Source organism: Syntrophothermus lipocalidus DSM 12680, from assembly GCF_000092405.1.
Taxonomy (GTDB): Bacteria; Bacillota; Syntrophomonadia; order Syntrophomonadales; family Syntrophothermaceae; genus Syntrophothermus; species Syntrophothermus lipocalidus.
This window is the reverse complement of record NC_014220.1, coordinates 1,902,238-1,916,797: the sequence shown is the minus strand read 5'-3', so window position 1 is coordinate 1,916,797 and position 14,560 is coordinate 1,902,238. Positions and strand designations below refer to the sequence as shown.

Below are 14,560 nucleotides of genomic sequence, written 5' to 3'. Positions count from 1 at the left end.
GCTAATGACCATCAGATTGGTAGCTTTGGACCTGGATGATACCCTTCTCGATTCACATCTGGCGATATCCCGCGAGTGCCAGCAAGCCATCGAAGAGGTTAACCAAAAAGGAGTAAAGGTGACACTAGCTACGGGCCGGATGTTTAAGTCGGCCCTGCCTTATGCTCAGCAGCTTAACATGAACGTGCCCTTAATAACTTACCAGGGAGCTTGGGTGAAAAACTCTTTTTCCGGAGAAACTATCTACTACAAACCGGTTCCCTCTGAGTATGGTTTACTCTTTCTAGAGCGAGTTCGTTCCCTGCCCTGTCATTACCAGACTTATCTAGGAGATGAACTTTACTTCGATAGACTTACTCCACAGGGATTAGCGTATGCGGAGATGGCAGGGGTAGAGCCGGTTATCGTAGACCGGTTGGAGACCGTTGTCGAACAAGGACCGCTGAAGATACTGGTAATCGAAGAAGACACGGATCGTCTTGACTGCTGGGAACGTGAACTTAGGGCAGAATTTGGTCACTGCCTTTACATTACCAGGTCAAAACCGCACTATTTAGAAGCCATGCACCCGGAAGCGACCAAAGCTCATGCCCTAGCGGCTTTGGCAGCCTACTGCGGGATAAGCAGGGAGGAGGTCATGGCGGTCGGCGACAGCTATAACGACTTGGACATGATCCGCTGGGCAGGACTGGGGGTAGCGGTAGCCAATGCACGCGAGCCTGTTCGGAAAGCCGCGGATTACGTGACTTGTTCCAACGACGAACACGGAGTGGCGGAAGCCCTCAGAAAATTTGTCTTGGAGAGGGAGGAGAGAGAAGGTGGTATCTAAAGTCTACTTCACCGATTTGCGGGCGACTGGCAACAAAGGCCTGCTGGACAAGCTAGAAAAACTGATGGAGAGAGCTGGTTTTGACACTCTCATAAGCCCGGGGGACCTGGTAGCCATAAAGATCCATTTCGGGGAAAAGGGTAACCTGGCTTACATACGGCCGCCCTACGTGAGACGGGTAGTAGATAGAGTAAAGGAACTGGGAGGCAAGCCTTTCATAACTGATGCCAACACGCTTTACCGGGGCAGCCGCAGTAACGCGGTCGACCACTTGGAAACGGCGATAATGAACGGGTTCGACTATGCGGTAGTTGGGGCTCCGCTCCTTATAGCTGACGGTCTTACTGGGCGCGATTACATAAAGGTTAAGGTGGAAGGGCGCCATTTTAAAGAAGTCAATATCGGGGCTGCGGCCTACCATGCCGATGCCATGATCGTGATGACCCACTTCAAGTGTCACGAACTGACCGGGATCGGAGGAGCGATAAAAAACGTGGGCATGGGGCTAGGGGCAAGAAGCGGCAAGCAGCAGATGCATTCCGATTTTCAACCCAGGCTAAAAGAAGACAAGTGCACCGGTTGCGGCCGCTGTGCTGAATGGTGCCCGACCGGGGCCATCAGCATGGTGGAGAGAGGAGAAGGGGAAAAGCCCAGGGCAGTCATCGACTACGAGAAGTGCTATGGCTGTGGGGAATGCGTGATATCGTGCCTTTTTGGGTCAATCAACATAAGTTGGAAGACCACACCGCAGGTCATTCAAGAGAAGATGGCGGAATATGCGCTGGGGGCGGTCAAAAACAAACAGGGCAAGACAGGTTACCTATCGTTTGTGGTGAACGTCAGCCCCGAATGCGATTGTTACGGTTTTAATGATGCGCCGATTACCCGGGACGTTGGCATTTTTGCTTCGTTTGACCCGGTCGCTCTCGACTTAGCCTGTGCCGAAGCGGTAAACCGGTTACCGGGCGCAGCCGGATCCGTGCTCGAGGGGGTGGCCGAGGGAGTGGACAAGTTTCAAGCCGTGCATCCCGGAATCGACTGGAGGTACCAGTTGACTCACGGCCAGGAGATAGGGTTGGGGTCCATGGAATACCAGCTGGTAAAGGTGTGAGGTTGATGAAGGTCGCACCGAGGGAAAACGGCTCACCACTGAAGGCACGTTCCTGGATTGTGGGGGTGGATTTGGGCGGGACCAAGATCCTGGCGGGATTAGGCGATACCGAAGGCAATATCAGGGCGGAGCTTAAGGTCGCTACCAGAGCAGAAGAAGGCCCGGAAAGGGTAGTAGGACGAATAGCACAAACGGTGTGCGAACTGCTTCAACATACCGGGGTGAAGGAAAAAGAGATCGGAGCTATGGTAGTAGGGGCACCGGGGCCTCTCGATCCTTCGTCTGGTATCGTCTACCAGCCACCTAACCTTCCGGGGTGGGACAGTTTTCCCCTAAAAGAGAGGTTGTCCGGTTATTTTCCGGACTTCCCGGTGATGATAGACAATGACGCTAACCTGGCAGCTTTGGGCGAGTATCGTTTCGGTTACCAGCAGGTTTTTGACAACCTGCTCTTTATGACTGTGGGGACCGGGATCGGCGGGGGAATCATCCTGGACGGGCGAATTCATCATGGAGCCTGCGGGGCGGCGGGGGAATTCGGCCATATGGTGATACTGCCGGAAGACGGTCCCCTTTGCGGATGTGGAAACCACGGCTGTCTGGAAACGCTGGCTTCGGGAACGGCCATAGCGCGGGAAGCCCGGGACATGGTAAGAGCCGGCAAAGGGGCTTTGCTGTGGGAACTGGCAGGCCGCGATATGGAGCGCTTGACTGCAGAGGTGGTCGGGGAAGCGGCAAGAAAAGGAGACGAAGCGGCTAGCGAGATCATCGCCCGGGCTGGATACTATCTGGGAATCGGGTTGGCCAATCTGGTTAATATTTTCAACCCGGCAGCCATAGTCATAGGAGGAGGGGTTGTCTCTGGTTTGGGAGAATTACTGCTGGTACCCGCCCGGGAGGAAATGAAGCGACGGGCCATGAAGCTTCAAGGCGAGAAAGTGCAGGTATTGCGAGGTAAACTGGGTACTCGCGCCGGGCTGTTAGGATGTTTCGCGCTGGCCGCCCAAAAATATCCAACCACGCCCAATCTGTGTCAATCTGTGGCTGAAATCAAGGAGGGATTTTGATGGCGGTAGAAATGGGACCGGAGATGATGTTCGAATTCCTGTACAACCTACCCGCACAGTTTGAGGGATGCCTCAAAATGGACTTTTCCAAGGCATCCGGACTCAAGAAGGAGTACGCCAACATTGTGGTGACTGGGCTGGGGGGCTCAGCCATCGGAGGCGATATTCTAAGGTGCTATTGCCAGAGCCGTTTGCCGATACCGGTGGTGGTCAACCGCGACTACATGTTGCCGCGGTTTGTGGGGCCGGATTCTTTAGTCCTGGCGGTCAGTTATTCAGGGAACACGGAAGAGACTCTGAGTGCTTACGAAGACGCCCGGGAAAAAGGTGCGAGTATAATCGCTTTCACGACTGGGGGTAAGCTGGCTGAGATGGCGGCTCTAGATGGTAACCCAGTGATCACGATAACCGGCGGCCTGGTGCCGAGGGCTGCAACCGGGTACCTTTTTGCTCCCCTGGTCCTGGTCTTAGAACGACTTGGTCTCGTGTCCGGGGCCTCCGAAGATGTGAAGGAGACGGTAACCGTTTTGACCCAACTGCGGGAAGAAATTGAGCCCGGACGTGAAGAAGATTCCAACCGAGCCAGATTCATTGCCGGCCAGCTTTATCAGAGAATACCGGTTATCTGGGGGTGTTCGTCTACTTCGGAAGTGGCGGCCATGCGCTGGAAAGGCCAAATCAATGAGAATGCCAAGGCCCCAGCTTACTTCAACGTGTTTCCAGAGCTGAATCACAACGAGATAGTAGGTTTCGAGGTGCCCGAGGATCTGGTAAAAAAACTGGCGGTGATAATCCTGCGGGACCCAGATGACCACGGGCGGATAACGAAGCGGATTGAAATAACCAAAGATATTCTTCAGGGCAAGGTGAGCAGCGTAGCAGAGGTGGAGGCGCGGGGAAACAGTTTCCTAGCCAAGACCTACTCGCTTATCTATGTGGGAGATTACGCCAGTGTTTACCTGGCAGAGCTGTACGGAATTAATCCCACTCCAGTCCAGGTCATAGACTACCTGAAAGCAAGAATGGCAGAATAGGCAGAAAGTGAGAACAAGAATTTAAGAGAAAGAGCTAAGATTTAGGAATGTATAGACGGTACATCTGCTATAATGATTTATGAAGTAGGAGTTGGACGAGGGTAACTTTTGGAAAAGCTTGCGGGCTTCACAGCAAGGGACTATAGCCTGCAAAGAAAGGGAGAACAAGCTTGTTACTGGGCAGTAAGGACCTGGAAGTACTGATTATCACCGGTTTATCAGGCGCGGGCAAAACTCAGGCCGTAAACTGCCTGGAAGATCTGGGTTATTTTTGTGTTGACAACCTGCCGCCCGCATTGGTCTCCAAGTTTACGGAGTTATCCGCTCAGCTGGAAGGCAATAAGATGAAAGTAGCTTTTGTGATAGATGTCCGCGGGGGGCAGTTTTTTAATGACTTGTTTGCTGTCCTTGACGATCTGGAAAGACAAGGGATAAAGCACCAGATACTTTTTTTAGAAGCCTCAGATGAGGTTTTGCTACGCCGGTTCAAGGAATCGCGTAGGAAGCACCCTTTAGCTCCTTCCGGACGGTTGGTTGAAGCCATACGTTTAGAAAGGAAAATGCTGCAAGAACTCCGGGGCAGGGCCAATGTTATTATCGACACCTCAGCCATGTCGGTTTCAAAGCTAAAAGAGGAACTGACCCGGCTATTCGGTAGCGATGATGATAAGGATGTGATGACTATTACGGTCGTGTCCTTCGGTTACAAACTCGGACTTCCGATGGATGCCGACTTGGTGATGGACGTTCGTTTTTTACCGAACCCCAATTATGAACCCGATCTGCACTATCTTACAGGGGAAGACGATGAGGTTAAGAAATACGTTCTGGGATCAGATACAACCAGGTCTTTCTTGCGCCGGTTCTTGAACTTACTGAAATTCCTCTTACCTTTCTACGTCAGGGAAGGTAAGACTCACCTGGTACTGGCGGTAGGGTGTACGGGTGGGCAGCACCGCTCGGTGGTTTTGGCGGATTATATCGGCAAACAATTACGCAAGCTCGGTTACCGGGTGATTCTGAAACACCGGGATGTGGAAAGGTACAAGGTGGAGAACTTTTAATCCATGAAAGAGAACTGCTTGTTAAGTGACCAGGTTCGGGAAGAAGGGCCCCACATCGTTACGGTAGGAGGAGGAACCGGGCTTTCCGTTTTATTGAGGGGATTAAAGCGCTACACCAATAACCTCACCGCTGTGGTGACTGTGACCGATGATGGGGGCAGCTCTGGTAGGCTTCGCGGGGAGCTGGGTGTAGTACCACCTGGCGATATCCGCAACTGTTTGGTGGCCTTAGCGGAAACTGAAACTTTGATGGACCGTGTGTTTGACCACAGGTTTCGGGGCGGTAAGGGTTTAGAAGGACATAACCTAGGGAACCTGCTTTTGGTGGCTATGGCCGAGATTACAGGTGATGTGATTTCTGCCATCAAGGAAGTGGGTAAGGTACTGGCTGTCAGGGGCCGGGTTTTACCGGCAACCCTCGAACAAGTACTGCTGGCAGCCGAGCTTAGCGATGGGTCATTTATCATTGGGGAGACCTCGATTCGCGAAGTTACAAAGGGAGTAAGGAGGGTATACCTTGTCCCTGAGAACTGCAAGCCATTGGAGGAAACCATGGAGGCCTTGGCCCGGGCTGATGCTGTGGTGCTGGGCCCGGGGAGCCTCTATACCAGCATAATACCAAACATAATGGTCAAGGGGGTGGTAGAGGCCTTACTTCGTACGAATGCGGTAAGGATATACGTGGCCAATATCATGACCGAGAAAGGTGAGACTGACGGCTATTCGGTAGCTGACCATATACAGGCAGTCTACGACCACGCAGGGAAAGCCTTCCTCGATTATGCGGTAGTTAACGTGGGACCGATTGCGGACAGCCTGTTAGAGCGGTATTACTCCGAAGGAGCGATGCCGGTAGTGTTTGACCCGTCGAGGGTGGCCCGGATGGGGATCAAGATTATTAAAGAAGACTTGGTGTCTCGCGGGGAGGTGGCATGGCACGACAGCGACAAACTGGCCAGGGTAGTTTTGGGCATCATAAAGGACCGGAAAGGTTGATGCCCGCTGGGACGGGGACTAAGTTATGAGCTTTTCTAACGAAACAAAAAACGAATTAGCGCGGATAATTCCTGAGAAGGAGTGCTGCCAAAGGGCAGAACTTTCGGGTTTGTTGAACATCGGCGGTACATTTACATGGGACGATAGTCAAAATGAAATGGTTTGGGAATTAAGCACCGAAAACGCGGCTACTGCTCGTAAAGTGTTCAAATTGGCAAAAGCTTTGTTGGCGGTGCCGGTAGAAGTTACGATTTTAAATAAGAGACAATTGAAGAAAAATAAGGTTTTCATTGTTAGAGCCAGGCAAGAACGCGACGAAATGTTTTTAATGCAGGAATTAGGCCTTTTTAATGGACAAGGCCGGCGAGTGGAGAGAGTTCCAGAGAGTCTGGTTCACCGGCGCTGCTGCAAGAGGTGTTATCTCAGAGGAGCCTTCCTGGCCCGGGGATCGGTAAACAAACCAGAAGGAGAGTACCACTTAGAAATAACATGCCCTTCGCTGGTAACGGCACAGGATGTGGCAAAGCTTTTAGAAAAACTGGGCATAGCTGCCCGCGTAAGCGAGCGCAAGAGCGGAATTGTTTTATACATCAAGGAGAGCGAAAGTATTGTCGATTTTCTCAGGGTAGCGGGAGCCAGTACAGCTTTGCTCGATTTTGAAAACGTTAGAATTGTCAAGTCCGTACGTAACCAGGTGAACCGGTTGGTTAATTGCGAAACTGCGAACCTGGAAAAAACTGTAGCTGCTTCCTGGCGACAGACCGAAACCATAACCAGACTTATAGAAAAAGTGGGACTGGAAGGCATCCCAGAATCCATAAGAGACGTGGCGATCCTACGTCTCAAGAATCCTGACCTGAGCCTTAAGGAACTTGGAGGCATGATGGAGCCTCCGTTGAGCAAATCCGGGATTGCCTACCGGATGAGACGGCTGGAGGCCATGGCCAGGAGAATACTGGGTGACACGATTTAGAAGGAGATTTTGCTGTACTTGTAGAAGTATGTAGGTGCTATGGCACTTGATTCGGGGGGGGAAGTTCGTTGAGACTTATCCATGACTTGTCCCTGGAACAACGCCAAAAGCTGATCATAACGCCGGAGTTGCGACAAGCCATCGCTATTCTGCAGATGTCGGCACTGGAGTTGGACGAGTATCTTCAGCAGGAGCTGGCCGAAAACCCTTTTCTAGAATTAAAGGATGATCCTGAGCCGGTGGAGGTCGAGTTAAAATCAGAGGATGAGGGTTTTGAAACCGAGTGGTGGGAGTATTTTTTGGATAGAAGTGATTTAGGCTATCTGGGACCCAAGGAAAAGAGCGAAGAAAGTAAGGGATACGAAAACCTGTTGACAAAGGCGCCTACCCTTCACGAACATTTACTTTTCCAGGCGGACATCACTTTAAGCGACGAAGATATGGTAATAGGAGAGTTTTTGATCGGATGTATTGACGACAACGGGTATCTGAGGGTGGGTATAGCCGAGGCCGCGCAGCACCTCGGGGTTGCGAATGAACAGGTGGAAAAGGTATTGAAAGTAATTCAAACGTTTGAGCCTTACGGGGTGGGAGCCAGAAGCCTGTCGGAGTGCCTTTGTATTCAGCTTGTGCAGACAGGCAAGATTAATCCTGTTGCCGAAAAGATAGTTAGAGAGCATCTGGATGACCTGGGCAAGGGGAGGGTAGCCAAGATCGCTGCTCGAATGGGGATCTCGGTCAAAGATGTACAGGAAACGGCGGATCTTATACGCACACTTGACCCCAAACCCGGGCGACAGTACGGTAATAGCTACGATATAAGATATTTGGTGCCGGATGTTATAGTAGAGAGGATTAACGGGGAATATGTTATTCAAGTATGTGAGGGAAATCTTCCCCGGCTAGTTATCAACCAATTTTACCAGAACATGCTCAAACAACCTGGACTATTCGGGCACGAGGCCAAGAAGTTCATGGAAGACAGGTTTGCTTCTGCATTGTGGATTATACGCAGCATCGAACACCGGAGGCTAACCCTTTATAAAGTAGCCAGTTGCATAGTTGAGGTGCAGAGGGAGTTCTTGGACAAAGGGGTGAAATACCTTAAGCCCCTGAACCTTAAGCAGGTAGCAGATATGATCGGAGTACACGAATCGACCATAAGCCGGGCTACTGCTGGCAAATATATTCAAACACCTCAAGGGGTATTCGAATTGAAGTATTTCTTTGGCAGTGCTGTTAGTGCAGCGGAGGGCATTGAGAAGTATGCTTCCCGCAGCGTAAAGAAACTTATCAAGGAGATGATTGACGCGGAAGACGCCAGAAACCCGCTAAGCGACCAAAAAATAGCGGAGGTATTGGAACAGTCAGGGATCAAAATATCTAGGCGTACAGTTGCCAAGTACCGAACTGAACTGGGAATAATGTCAACGTCAGCGCGTAAGAGGTATTAGTAGCCCCAAAGAATCGGCAAGCCGGTCTCGAAAAGGGACCGGTTTTGTATTTTGTATTTCGATTAGGGTGTAAAAAAGACTAACATCCGGCTGAATGTGTTATAATATATTTGGTTTGTGATAGCATTTTGTGTTAGCGCGGGTGCGATGGGACGGGATTGACCCTCTGGGGCAGTTCCGGACGGGAGATGAACGGATGGAAAAGATGGTTTTGGTTTTGGAGCGTATTGCTCCCGAACTCCTGTATATAGTGAAGCTGCGTTACAGCATACTAAGAGAGATCCTACACCACCAGCCGGTCGGTCGCAGACAAATAGCCAAAAGAATTGGCTGTTCAGAGCGGTCAGTTCGGGGTGAGGTAGAAAACCTAAGGGAAAAGGGAGCACTGGTTATATCGCCTTCGGGGATAAGTTTGACCGAATACGGTAGAGAACTTATAGAAGAGGCAGACGAGATTATATGCTATCTGGAAAAATTGAACACCCTAGCAGCGCAGCTGCAGGAAGAATTCTCGCTAGAACAGGTCATCATTGTTCCCGGGGATTCGTCGCGCGACATTTACGCCAAGAAGGACATAGGGAGGGCAGCAGCTAGGTGCCTGAAGGAGTCCCTGTATGACGGGTGCCGGGTGGCAGTTACCGGGGGAACGACTTTGGCGGAAGTTGCTCATTCAATGTCAGGGGTAGTGACTGCCCGCGACGTGCTGGTGGTTCCAGCTCGAGGCGGGTTGGGAGGCGAGGTTGAGGAACAGGCCAATGTGGTGGCAGCCAGAATAGCCAAGGCTATCGGCGCCGAGTATCGGTTACTGCATTTACCTGACAACCTGGAGGAGTCCCTTTTAGAGAGCTTGAAGAAAGACGCCCGCATTAAAGAAGTGGTAGAATTGGTCAAATCTTGCAATATTCTGGTGCATGGGATAGGAGTAGCCTTGGAAATGGCAGCTCGCAGGGGCCTTTCTCCCGAAGGGTTGCAGGTACTGGAAGAGAGAGGGGCGGTGGGAGAAGTTCTCCGTTATTATTTCAACAGAGAAGGGCAGATAGTGTACTCACAACCGGGGATAGGTATAGAGTTTGAGGATATGGGAGGGTTGAAAAAGGTAATCGCGGTGGCGGGAGGAAGCAACAAGGCAGAAGCTATAGCTGCTGTTTTGCGGAATCACAGGCGGGGTGTTCTCGTTACCGATGAGGGCGCCGCGCGGAAGATATTACAGAAAGGGTGATGAGAGTGGCCGTAAAAGTTGGTGTTAATGGTTTTGGCAGGATAGGGCGTCTTTTTACCCGAGTAGCCTTAACGCGTCAAGACATCGAGGTTGTGGCAGTAAATGATCTGGGTGATGCTAAGAGTTCGGCCCATCTTTTCAAGTACGATTCGGTTCACGGTATTTACCCGGAAAAGGTTGGGGTAGAGGGCAGTGATCTGGTGATCGGGGACATACGTATAAAGTACTTGCAGGAGTCAGATCCAGGTAAGATCCCGTGGGCCGATTTAGGGGTAGAAGTGGTGGTGGAAGGGACCGGGCGTTTCACGGATAAGGCCAAGGCGAGTGCGCATTTCAAGGGCGGGGCTAAGAAAGTGGTAATTACTGCGCCTGCCGATAACGCTGATATCACTCTAGTGATAGGAGTCAACGATTCGGCATATGACCCGCAGGCTCACCATGTGATATCCAACGCTTCTTGTACCACGAACTGTCTTGCTCCTTTGACCAAGGTCGTACATGAACGGTTTGGAATCGTAAAAGGGCTGATGACGACCGTGCATTCATATACGAACGACCAGCGGATACTGGATCTTGCCCACAAGGATCTACGCCGGGCTCGAGCCGCAGCCCTTTCTATAGTTCCCACTACAACCGGAGCGGCTAGAGCCATCGGACTGGTCATACCTGAGCTTAAGGGTAAACTGAACGGGATGGCCATAAGGGTACCAACCCCCAATGTTTCACTGGTGGACTTGGTAGCTGAGGTGAAGCAGCCGGCAACAGTAGAGGAAATAAATCTTGCGGTCAAGGTAGCTAGTGAGGGGCCTATGAAGGGCATAATTGAATACTGCGATGAACCGTTGGTGTCAAAAGACTTCAACGGTAATCCCAGTTCTTGCATCTTCGATGCGCTTTCTACCATGGTGGTGGAAAGAAACATGGTAAAAGTCGTAGGATGGTATGACAATGAATGGGGTTATTCGAGCCGAGTGGTTGATGTCGTTGCTTTACTAGGACAAAAAGGCTTATAGCAGGAGGTGTTCGGCTTTGCGGGGTCTTAAGGACATAGATGTCAAAGGGAAAAGGGTACTGGTCAGGGTGGACTTCAATGTTCCGACTGATAAACAGGGAAACATCCTCGACGATGCTCGCATAAAGGCTTCTCTCCCAACTATCCGTTACCTGATTGACCAAGGGGCCAAAGTGATTTTGATGAGCCACTTAGGACGTCCTGACGGGAAAGTGGTGGAAGCTTACCGTTTGGACAAGGTTGCCCAGCACCTTAGTACTTTGTTGGGGCAGGAGGTTAAGAAACTTCCGGACTGTGTCGGGAAAGAGGTAGAAGATGCAGTGGCGCAGATGCAGCCAGGACAAGTGGTGCTGCTGGAAAATGTACGGTTCCATGCGGGCGAAGAAAAGAATGATCCGGAGTTTGCCGCTCAATTAGCGGCTTTGGGCGACGTGTTCGTTAACGACGCGTTTGGCACGGCTCACCGGGCACATGCTTCTACGGCCGGGGTTACCCGGTATCTGCCCAGCGCTGCCGGGTTTCTGATGGAAAAAGAGGTAAAGATGTTGCGCAGCGTGATGGAAAGCTCTGAGAGTCCACGGGTGGCCATCATTGGCGGGGCCAAGGTTTCGGATAAAATGGGTTTATTACAGAATATGCTCGACAAGGTGGACGCTATTATAATCGGGGGAGGAATGGCAAATACTTTTCTCAAGGCTGAAGGATACTATATAGGAAATTCTTTGTGTGAAGACAAACTTTTGGATTTTGCCCGTTCGCTTCTGAAACAAGCTGAAGAAAAAAGGATAAGAGTGTTGCTGCCAGTCGATGTGGTAGTGGCGGACCGCTTGGCAGCTGATGCCCAGAGCCGGGAAGTAAAAGTAGACCAGGTCCCGGAGGGATGGATCATCGTGGATATCGGCAGCGAGACCGCCCGGTTATTCGGCGAGACTATCAAGTCGGCCCACAATATAATCTGGAACGGGCCTATGGGTGTTTACGAATACGAAAGGTTTGCCCGGGGCACAGAGGAGGTGGCAAGGGCGGTAGCGGCATCAGGTGCTGTAAGCGTAGTCGGTGGAGGAGACTCTTTGGCCATCATAGCTCGTCTAGGGCTAGAGGACAAGATGACTCATATCTCGACCGGAGGAGGTGCTACTCTAGAGTTTTTAGAGGGCAAGGTTTTGCCTGGGGTAGCCAGCTGTGAAGGTTACCAGTTCGTGGGGTGAGGCAACGAGTGAGACTACCTATTATCGCTGCTAATTGGAAAATGCATAAAACGGTAAAAGACAGTCTGCAGTTCGCCGAAGAGTTCATAGAGATGCTGGGTGAAGACCACAAGGGGATAGAGATAGTGATATGTCCGCCGTTTACCGCCCTCTATTTGTTAGGAAAGAGGCTCAGAGGTACTGGTATCGAAGCGGGGGCCCAGGACGTGTTTTGGGAGGAATGGGGTGCTTACACCGGAGAGGTATCGCCAGGGATGATCCTGGAGACCGGGGCCAAGTATGTGATAATCGGTCACTCGGAGCGGCGTCATATTTTGGGTGAGGGTGACACGGCCGTCAACCGCAAGGTCAAAAGGGCTTTGGCCAGCGGGCTTGTCCCCATTATGTGTGTCGGCGAGACCCTGGCCGAGCGGGAAGAGGGGAGGGCGGTTTCAGTAGTCCGGCGGCAGTTGGAGGAAGGATTAAAAGGGGTCGAACTGTTGCGGCCCCACCTGGTTATAGCCTACGAGCCGGTCTGGGCCATCGGAACGGGGGTGAACGCTTCGCCTCAGGATGCCCAGGAAATGAGCCGCTTAATCCGGGATGAACTAGGCGGTCTTTTTGGGGTGGAAGTCGCGCAAGAGATGAGGATATTATATGGGGGCAGTGTGAACCCTGGCAATATAGGAGGTTTTGTCGCCCAACCCGATATTGACGGGGCTCTGGTAGGGGGAGCAAGCCTTGAAGCTCGTTCTCTTGCAGACATCGTGAAGCAGACGGAGGAATCAGTCTATGGTAGCTAGACTATTGGTGTTGATGATTCTCGACGGGTGGGGAATGGCTGAGGCTTGCCCATCTAACGCCATTACAATGGCCAACCCGGAGAACTTCTACCGTTTAAAACGGGAATACCCCTTTACCTGTTTACAAGCTTCTGGCCGGTCGGTGGGATTGCCGGAAGGGCAGATGGGGAACTCGGAAGTCGGGCATCTGAACATAGGAGCGGGAAGGATAGTATACCAAGAGATAACCCGCATCACCGAGGCCATCGAAGACGGTTCATTTTTTGAAAACCCTGAATTAGGGGAGGCGCTGGAGCAGGCGCGGAAAAAGGGTGGGGCCGTTCACCTTATGGGGTTGGTATCGGACGGAGGGGTTCATAGCCACCTGGAGCATATCTTTGCTCTTCTCGAGCTGTGCCGCAAAAAAGGAATTGATCAGGTATTTGTCCACTGTTTCTTAGACGGTAGGGATGTACCACCATCCAGTGCTTTAAGTTACATAAGAGCATTGGAAGAGAAGATGGAAACGCTGGGCGTGGGCCGCATCGCTACGGTTATGGGGCGATACTGGGCCATGGACCGCGATAAGAATTGGGAACGGGTGGAAAAAGCTTACCTGGCTATGGTAAAGGGAGAGGGAGTCAAAGCCGCCAATGCGCGGGCCGCGGTACAGCAGTCGTACGAACTTCGGGTTACCGACGAATTCGTGGAGCCTACGGTAATCGTAGACGCTGATGGGAAACCGGTAGCATTGGTGAGAGACGGCGATTCCATTATATTCTTCAACTTTAGAGCAGATCGGGCTCGTCAGATAACCCGGGCTTTTGTTGACCACGATTTTAGTGGTTTCACGCGCCCGGTGTTTCCCCGGACCTACTTTGTCTGCATGACCCAGTACGATGTAACCATAGAGGCACCTGTTGCCTTTGGCCCACAAAACCTGTCGAACACCTTAGGAGAAGTCTTGTCGGAGGCTGGTCTTGTCCAATTGCGCATCGCCGAGACCGAAAAATATGCGCACGTTACCTTCTTTTTCAATGGAGGGGTAGAAGAGCCTAACCCCGGCGAGGACCGAATTCTTATCCCGTCTCCGCGAGTGCCTACCTATAATCTCAAGCCGGAGATGAGCGCCTACGAGGTCACGGACAGGGTAATCGAAGAAATAAGAAAGGGCAGGTACGACGTCATTATCATGAATTACGCCAACCCTGACATGGTTGGCCATACCGGGGTACTGGAAGCAGCGGTTCAGGCCATCAAAGCGGTAGATGAATGCCTGGGCCGGGTGGTGGAGGCGGTACAGGCGGCTGGAGGGATAACGCTGGTAACCGCAGACCATGGCAACGCGGAAACCATGTGTGAACCGGGGACCGAAGAACCTCACACGGCCCATACCTGTTCCCAAGTGCCCTTTATTTTGGTCAGCGAAGAGCACCGTAAGTGCCGCTTGCGTTCAGGGGGTTCCCTACGGGACATCGCTCCCACCATACTTGCCTTGCTGGATCTGCCGGTTCCTGCGGAAATGACGGGAAAGAACTTGATTCAGTGTTGAGGTTTATTAGACGCAGACGGACGCAGATTTTTGGCCACAGATGGACACTGATTAGCACAGATTTACACAGATGTCTCATGGTGAACAATTCAGTGGTAGGAGAGGCCAAGGCAACAGAAAACATGGACCAAGTTTTCGAGGCTCGTTTGCTGGAGTATTTCAAGGCCACCGGAATAAGACTGGAGTTACTTGTCAACCTTGGCCCCAAGGTCACTGTCGAACCTCGGGCTTTGTAATTAGGCTCAACTAGTTTTAGTTACGACAAATCATCTGTGTTAAT

The 14,560-nt window shown here is 51.6% G+C and carries 14 protein-coding genes; all 14 read left to right on the top strand.

The genetic code is table 11. From position 1 onward, the window contains the following. The first annotated feature begins 4 nt into the window (after positions 1–4). Entirely contained in the window at positions 5–829 is an 825-nt protein-coding gene (locus tag SLIP_RS09235; protein ID WP_013176017.1) for a Cof-type HAD-IIB family hydrolase, read from the top strand. Continuing rightward, positions 819–1,940: a DUF362 domain-containing protein gene (locus SLIP_RS09230; protein ID WP_013176016.1), complete on the top strand. Its 1,122-nt coding sequence runs from the start codon at positions 819–821 to the stop codon at positions 1,938–1,940. Before SLIP_RS09235 ends, SLIP_RS09230 begins: the two co-directional genes overlap by 11 nt. 5 nt (positions 1,941–1,945) lie before the next feature. Next, positions 1,946–3,007 (top strand): ROK family protein, encoded by a 1,062-nt coding sequence (locus tag SLIP_RS09225; protein ID WP_049765041.1) that lies wholly within the window; start codon positions 1,946–1,948, stop codon positions 3,005–3,007. After that, entirely contained in the window at positions 3,007–4,041 is a 1,035-nt protein-coding gene (locus tag SLIP_RS09220) for a bifunctional phosphoglucose/phosphomannose isomerase (RefSeq protein ID WP_013176014.1), read from the top strand. The genes SLIP_RS09225 and SLIP_RS09220 overlap by 1 nt, the downstream gene beginning before the upstream one ends. A gap of 170 nt (positions 4,042–4,211) precedes the next feature. Next, positions 4,212–5,105, top strand: a complete 894-nt coding sequence (gene rapZ / locus SLIP_RS09215) for an RNase adapter RapZ (RefSeq protein WP_013176013.1) — start codon at positions 4,212–4,214, stop codon at positions 5,103–5,105. A 3-nt stretch (positions 5,106–5,108) separates the two neighbouring features. After that, positions 5,109–6,101 carry a gluconeogenesis factor YvcK family protein gene (locus tag SLIP_RS09210; protein WP_013176012.1) on the top strand — a complete coding sequence of 331 codons (993 nt, stop codon included), beginning with the start codon at positions 5,109–5,111 and terminating at the stop codon, positions 6,099–6,101. A gap of 25 nt (positions 6,102–6,126) precedes the next feature. Next, on the top strand, positions 6,127–7,074 hold the full coding sequence (whiA, locus tag SLIP_RS09205; RefSeq protein ID WP_013176011.1) for a DNA-binding protein WhiA: 948 nt from the start codon (positions 6,127–6,129) through the stop codon (positions 7,072–7,074). Between the two features lie 68 nt (positions 7,075–7,142). Next, positions 7,143–8,528 (top strand): RNA polymerase factor sigma-54, encoded by a 1,386-nt coding sequence (gene rpoN, locus SLIP_RS09200; RefSeq protein WP_013176010.1) that lies wholly within the window; start codon positions 7,143–7,145, stop codon positions 8,526–8,528. Between the two features lie 196 nt (positions 8,529–8,724). Beyond that, positions 8,725–9,747 carry a sugar-binding transcriptional regulator gene (locus tag SLIP_RS09195; RefSeq protein ID WP_013176009.1) on the top strand — a complete coding sequence of 341 codons (1,023 nt, stop codon included), beginning with the start codon at positions 8,725–8,727 and terminating at the stop codon, positions 9,745–9,747. Positions 9,748–9,752: 5 nt separating this feature from the next. Next, a complete protein-coding gene (gene gap / locus SLIP_RS09190; RefSeq protein WP_041433584.1) occupies positions 9,753–10,760 on the top strand; it encodes a type I glyceraldehyde-3-phosphate dehydrogenase in 1,008 nt (335 codons plus the stop codon). A 16-nt stretch (positions 10,761–10,776) separates the two neighbouring features. Continuing rightward, the gene (locus SLIP_RS09185) at positions 10,777–11,967 is read left to right on the top strand and encodes a phosphoglycerate kinase (protein WP_013176007.1); all 1,191 of its coding nucleotides are present in this window, start codon (positions 10,777–10,779) and stop codon (positions 11,965–11,967) included. 8 nt (positions 11,968–11,975) lie between these two features. Next, a complete protein-coding gene (gene tpiA / locus SLIP_RS09180; protein WP_013176006.1) occupies positions 11,976–12,749 on the top strand; it encodes a triose-phosphate isomerase in 774 nt (257 codons plus the stop codon). Beyond that, entirely contained in the window at positions 12,739–14,280 is a 1,542-nt protein-coding gene (gene gpmI, locus SLIP_RS09175) for a 2,3-bisphosphoglycerate-independent phosphoglycerate mutase (RefSeq protein ID WP_013176005.1), read from the top strand. The genes tpiA and gpmI overlap by 11 nt, the downstream gene beginning before the upstream one ends. Further along, a complete protein-coding gene (locus SLIP_RS13030) occupies positions 14,169–14,516 on the top strand; it encodes a GxxExxY protein (RefSeq protein ID WP_341271047.1) in 348 nt (115 codons plus the stop codon). The genes gpmI and SLIP_RS13030 overlap by 112 nt, the downstream gene beginning before the upstream one ends. Positions 14,517–14,560: the final 44 nt, after the last annotated feature.

Bases quoted from the DNA above. Each gene is read 5' to 3' on its own strand.
- gpmI (WP_013176005.1), top strand. From the start codon at position 12,739: ATGGTAGCTAGACTATTGGTGTTGATGATTCTCGACGGGTGGGGAATG.
- SLIP_RS09220 (WP_013176014.1), top strand. From the start codon at position 3,007: ATGGCGGTAGAAATGGGACCGGAGATGATGTTCGAATTCCTGTACAAC.
- SLIP_RS09210 (WP_013176012.1), top strand. From the start codon at position 5,109: ATGAAAGAGAACTGCTTGTTAAGTGACCAGGTTCGGGAAGAAGGGCCC.
- SLIP_RS09235 (WP_013176017.1), top strand. From the start codon at position 5: ATGACCATCAGATTGGTAGCTTTGGACCTGGATGATACCCTTCTCGAT.
- SLIP_RS09195 (WP_013176009.1), top strand. From the start codon at position 8,725: ATGGAAAAGATGGTTTTGGTTTTGGAGCGTATTGCTCCCGAACTCCTG.
- SLIP_RS09225 (WP_049765041.1), top strand. From the start codon at position 1,946: ATGAAGGTCGCACCGAGGGAAAACGGCTCACCACTGAAGGCACGTTCC.
- whiA (WP_013176011.1), top strand. From the start codon at position 6,127: ATGAGCTTTTCTAACGAAACAAAAAACGAATTAGCGCGGATAATTCCT.